The following is a 5,587-nucleotide window of genomic DNA, read 5'->3' on the forward strand; positions in this document are numbered from 1 at the left end:
GGCGCTTGGATGGGACCTGTCGCCTGAAATTGCACATGGCGTGAGTTATGCAGTTTGCTTCCTCGGGAGGTCCTTTCTCCCCCCTTCCTCATCGCCCTTTAGGTCGTGAGGAGGGAGGATATCGGGGGGTGAGGCCGTTCTCTTTGCCTCCGACCGGCTCCTAACCGCGTAACTCCTGAGGTAAAAAGCCCTATGGACGGACCCAGGACCAGCGAGAGATAGAGAGCCAGGTTAACCCGCCCAGGGTCAGGCCATAGATCAACAGGCCGAAGCTGCCGACCGTGAACAGGCGGATCGCTTCCTCGAGGTGCGTGGATGGAGGAGCATGAGGGAACATCCGGGACCAGATGAACGCAATCCCCAGAGCCATAACGAGCGAGGCGATCAGGACGCGCAGCGTCCATCGACCCAGGCCGTAGGAGCGCATGGGCCCTACCTGACGAAGGAGCAACACGCTCATCAGCAACGCATGCGCGGCCCATTGCACGGAATTGGCCACCGCCAGGTCTGTCACCTGAAGCGGGCGGAAGAGGGTAGGAGCCAGGGCGGCCGCCAGATAGATCCCCACGTTGCAAATCAAACCCACCACCGCGGGGGTAAGGGTGTCCTGCCGGGCGTAGAAAGCGAAAACCAGCGGTTGATCGATGGCGGCGAAGATCAGGCCGGGAAGATACCCGCGCAGCACCCCCGCCACCACCGCGGTATCCGTTGCGGTGAAGCGCCCATGCTGGAAGAGAAGGTCGATCACCGGATCCGCCAGCACATACAGGCCGAAGGCGGCGGGGACGATCAGGGCGATCACCATCCGCAATCCGGCAACCAGGGTGGCGCGAAAAGGCTCGAGGCTTTCCTTCCCCTGGCGAGCCTCCACGCTCAGACGAGAGAGGCGGGGAAGGATAGCCACTGAGATGGCCGTCACCACCAGGCCTAAGGGGAACTGGATCAACGTGGTCGCATAGCGCATCCAGGCGATGCTGTTCGGGCCGGTGTGAGAAGCCAGATGGTAGCTCAGCAGAATGGCGATCTGGTTGACGGCTAGGCCGAAGACCACAGGGGAGTAGAGCTGAAGGATGCGCAGCAGGGCAGGGTGATACCAGGACAGTTGTGGCCACAGGCCATACAGGGCGGGAAGCTGTAACAGGACCTGGAACATGGCTCCGGCCACCATACCCAGGGCCAGGGAGGTCACGCCCAGCTGTGTCCCCAATAGAAGCGCCACCGCGACCATCGCGGCGTTGAAGACCGCGGCGGTAAAGGCAGGGAGGGTGAACCGTTGAAACGCCTGAAGGAGCCCGCTGATCACCCCCGCGGTCGCGATCCACCAGACCGCCAGGATCGTCCAGCGGAGCAGCCCTGCTGTGAGCTCCAACAGCTCAGGGTCCATACCTCCCGCAAGCAGCCAGGCCACCGGCTGCGCGGCGAACTCAACCAAGAGCACAGCGATTCCCATTACCAGCCAGACCCAGATCAGGACAGCCCCAACGAGGCGCCGGAGCTCCGGAAGCCGGTCGGCGTATTCCCGGAACACCGGGACCAGGGCAGAGCTCACCATCCCGCCGACCAGGAGATCGTAAAGCTGGATCGGGACGACCGCCGCTGCTTCGAAGGCGCTCAATGGCCCGGTGGATCCGAACAGCTCGCTTTTGACCGTCTCCCGAAGCAGCCCAATCAGACGGCTGATGATATTGCCCGCCGCGATGATCATGGCGTCGCGGGCCAGGTGGAGCGTTTCGATCTCCCAGGGAGAGATCCGCCGGATCAGCCTCTGCAGGCGTTCCTGACTGTTCATCCCTTTTCCCCTTGGAGGATGCCGAGCTCCCTCCCCGGATCCTCTGGACCTTTAGCCCCCTGCGGCTCGAAGGGCTGTGGGGAGGGACGGGAAAAGTTTGAGGCGTGGGGCGAAGCCCCGTGTCTCCATACCTCCAGCCTCAGGTTTGCAACAAGGCAATTTTGACTCATGACCCAACTGGCTGTCTATCCGCCTGAGCGGCCCTGGGCGGTCGCGCTTCCCTACTCGCCGGTGGAGGGCGCTGCGCTGAGGGCCCTCGCCCCCGTGTCCTCTCTCCTCGAGGCCCTTTTGCTGGGCTCGATTGTGGATAGGGATTTAACGGCGAAGCCGTTCGCCCCACTCCCAAACGTTTTGGACCCTCCCACCAGCCCCAAAAGTCTCCAGGAACGCGCAGAAGTCACCCATGGCGTTTGGTTGTTTCTTTCCAAGAAGCGGCTAAAATAGAGGCGGAAAGGCTCCATTCCAAACCCGTGCTGCGAATTCCATTCATAAAGAATCTTTCGGGGGTGATCGGGGAGCCGGAGCTCCTCCATCACCCCGACGACTCCAAGTCAAAAATGGACAGAGCACTGGTGAAGCGAAGCGATAGCCTTTCTCTTCATGTCCTCCTTACCCATTTCTGGGATTTTTTGTGAAGTCCCGCCGGCAGGACTCAGATAAAAGAGCCCATCTTTCTTCAAGTGGGGGCGACGGATGAGCCATCCTCATCTGACACCCGATGAGTGGCTGTCTCGCTTAGAACATCAGGTGCTCTCCGCTTTTCGGGAGCTTCGAGGGCTCTACGAACAGGAACGGGCCAGACGAGAGGAGCTGGAGCACGTCTGTCGGCGGCTAAGGGATCTGGACGAGCTGAAGACCTCCTTCATTGCCCGGGCGGGCGCGGAGCTCCGCCAGCCGCTGGGTTTGGTGATCGGCTTCCTGGAGGCTGCTCTGGGGCATGTGAAAGCCCGAAACGATCCGGAGTCGGTAAAGATGCTCCAGGCGGCTTTACGGGGGGCGTATCGATTACTGGATTACATCGCTCCCCTGGCCGCTTTCGCCGAACTCCATCGTCAACCCGTTGCCTTCGTGGAACCTCTTCCCCTAAGTCAGCTGATTCGGGATCTCATCCGGGCCCATGAGCCGGCGATGTCCGAGAAAAACATCGAGCTTCATATTCATTTGTCCCCAGAGGCCGCACAAACCGCGGTGGATGGGCCATATGGTTCTTATATTCTGCGCACCTTGCTGGATTTCCTGCTCGCCATCCACCCGGAGGAAGGAGGCATTGAGATCCGGGGGCAGGTGAAGGAGCCGGTTCTACTGGTTGAGATCATTGACCCTCATCTTAGCCTATCTCGAGAGATCCTGGCCTGGCTGAACGAGGGGGCTGTGGAAGGCCTGTATCCCCAACAGGCCCGATCCCATGTCGATCCTGCAGCGCTGGGCCTGGTCATCGCCAAGCGCGCCGCGCAGGCGTTGGGCGGGGATTTGTTCATTCGCAGCGAGGGGGAGCAGGGGACGACGCTCAGCGTCCTGCTTCCGGCACGCCCGCTGGGCATTGAAGATCAGATCTCCTTATTGAGCCAGGCGCTGGAACGTCTGCCTTCTCAGTGGACAAGGGGAGAGACCGAGGAACGATGAAAGATCTTCTGAGGGTGGGGATTGCTCCTCCCGAGCGGAAGACCCAGGCAGGACGTCACGTTGCCGTTGGGCCCAAATCCGGTCCTTAAGATTGCAACGGAAGAGTCAGATAAGAGCTACGCTGTTGGCTTCCTTGGGAAGGCCCCCTCCCCCCAGCCCGAAGGACTGGGGGGAGGAGAGCCTTCCCAAGTCGGCCCGTGAAAGACCCTCTCGGAGGCGAGGATCCGGCGACTGAGCGCTTAAATCCCCAGGGGAAGCGATGGAGAGCCCAGAGAAGCCGCCTCGGTTTCTGGGCGCAGGGCCGGAAGGACCATTAGGGGCCCCAGGCCTCGCTCCAGGGTGATCTGAGCGGACTCGGCAGGCTGCAGGTAGTCCTTGAGCACCTCGATGATCACCTCCGGATCCGCCTCCCCGCAGGTGAACACATCTACCGCCACGTAAGCGTATTCCGGCCAGGCGTGCAGAGAGATGTGCGACTCGGCGAGCAGCACCAGGGCCGAGAAGCCATCGGGGACGAAGCGATGGATCTTCATGTTCAGCAGGGTGGCGCCGGCCCTGCGCACCGCAAGCTCCAGAACCTGCTTGAGGTTCCGTAAGGGCTCCCGGTTCCGGCACTTCCAGAACTCCGCGATCACGTGCCGCCCCAAGGTCAACTGGGTGGGGAAGGGGGTCGGAGCGGGCGTCATCACCGAGGCTGTGATCGCGGTGTCCACATCCGGACTACGCCACACCTTGTCGATTGCGTCCTCATCCTCGTAAAGCTCCCGCCCTCCTTCGATCACATAATCGGCCGGCGGCTGGAACTCGGGTAGGGTCTCCACCCGGAAGAACGTCGAGCGATACCAGGGCACGGGCGAAGGACGGGCGAAAGGCGGAAGGTCTGGGATAGGCTGCTCTTCGGGCTCCTCCCAGTTGGCGTAGAGGCTGAAGTCTGGCAGGATATGGGTAAACGTGATGGCATGCCGGTTCAGTAGCTCCCGCTGCCAGATGTGCCACTTGCTGATGTTGGACTCAATGCGGGTGATGCCAAAGTAGCCAGCGCGGCCTTCCCCCTTCTTCAGGCACATGAACCCCTTTTCCAGGAACAACAGGAGGCCATGCTCCGTCTCCGTCGGATCGGTCAGGAAGGTATCGAATTGTCCCAGGAGCTCAGGGGGAAGGCGATCCGTCAGGCTGCGGCAGTAGACCGTGATGTTCAGGCCGGCGCGGCGAGCGGCCTGCTCGATGAAAGCGCACAGGCGCTGATCGATCTCGATGACCACGACCGAGCGGGGTAACCCGGTCAGAGCCAGGGCGAGACTGGCCAGGTCATCATCTCCCAGCACCACCACATCCTTGCCCTCCACATCCCCCTGGGCGACCATCAGGGCCACCCGACGCATCACCGAATCAATGGTCTGATAGCCCTGGTCGTAAGCCGCCAGAGGTTCGGGGCGCCCCCGAGCCAGTTCCTCATAGCGCTGGGTCACCTCCTGGAAAAAGCTCAGATCGATCCCGCTCCCTTGGCAGGCAAGGCATCGGATGTCCGGGGCCACTGTAACGCCCAGATCCCGAGCCAGATCCTGGCCCCGTGTGGTCAGCTGCAGGCGGTTCCCGTCGAAGGCAAGGGCTCCGGCATCGAGGAGCTGCTTGATGCCTTCGACCACCCGTGGAAAGGGAAGCCCAGCGGTGCCCGCCGCCTGCCAGGGGTTCCCCTCCCGCAGGATCGCGCGCAGGAGCCGGGCCAGCTCCGAGCGTCCCAGGGTCAGGATCTCCCCCGCCATCGTTCACCTCCTTTCCCCGGAATGTGATCGGCGCCCTCCGGCGCCTGAAGGGAAACGGCTCCGCACGCACCGTCCCCTACAAAGCAAATAGGCAGCACGGGTTCCGCACCCGGCATCATCGGAGGCACCCGACGCATGCCAAAAGCCGGAACGGCTGCCTATTTGGTTTGCGAGCCTGATGGCTCTGAAAGAATCGCCTGAGCGCGGGGTCGTAAATCGATCCTTTAAGGGCAGTGTGCCGAAGGGGCCCTGCCCCACGCCCAGGATTCCTACTCCTCCCGGGGCCCGGGGGGGCGCGGGGGCTGTTCATTAATTGGGGTGCACGTACGCCCCCCCCGGCCCCCGCGACCCCCCAAAAAACCCCAAGGGGGGGAGCGTGGGCAAATTTATTATTTTTGTGTATAGACCCCAC

At 62.2% G+C, this 5,587-nt stretch carries 3 protein-coding genes; 1 reads left to right on the forward strand and 2 read right to left on the reverse strand.

Translation table 11 applies throughout. The annotated features are described in order from the left end of the window. Positions 1 to 190 precede the first annotated feature (190 nt). Positions 191 to 1,789, reverse strand: a complete 1,599-nt coding sequence (gene murJ, locus NZM16_RS10235) for a murein biosynthesis integral membrane protein MurJ (RefSeq protein ID WP_295448447.1) — start codon at positions 1,787 to 1,789, stop codon at positions 191 to 193. A 693-nt stretch (positions 1,790 to 2,482) separates the two neighbouring features. Between murJ and NZM16_RS10240 the strand changes: the two genes are divergently transcribed. Continuing rightward, entirely contained in the window at positions 2,483 to 3,412 is a 930-nt protein-coding gene (locus tag NZM16_RS10240; RefSeq protein WP_295448444.1) for a sensor histidine kinase KdpD, read from the forward strand. 239 nt (positions 3,413 to 3,651) lie between these two features. On the opposite strand, the gene speD is transcribed toward NZM16_RS10240, so the two are convergent. Then, on the reverse strand, positions 3,652 to 5,175 hold the full coding sequence (speD, locus tag NZM16_RS10245) for an adenosylmethionine decarboxylase (RefSeq protein ID WP_295448442.1): 1,524 nt from the start codon (positions 5,173 to 5,175) through the stop codon (positions 3,652 to 3,654). Positions 5,176 to 5,587: the final 412 nt, after the last annotated feature.

Origin of the sequence: Thermoflexus sp., from assembly GCF_025055495.1 — a bacterium.
Taxonomy (GTDB): domain Bacteria; phylum Chloroflexota; class Anaerolineae; order Thermoflexales; family Thermoflexaceae; genus Thermoflexus.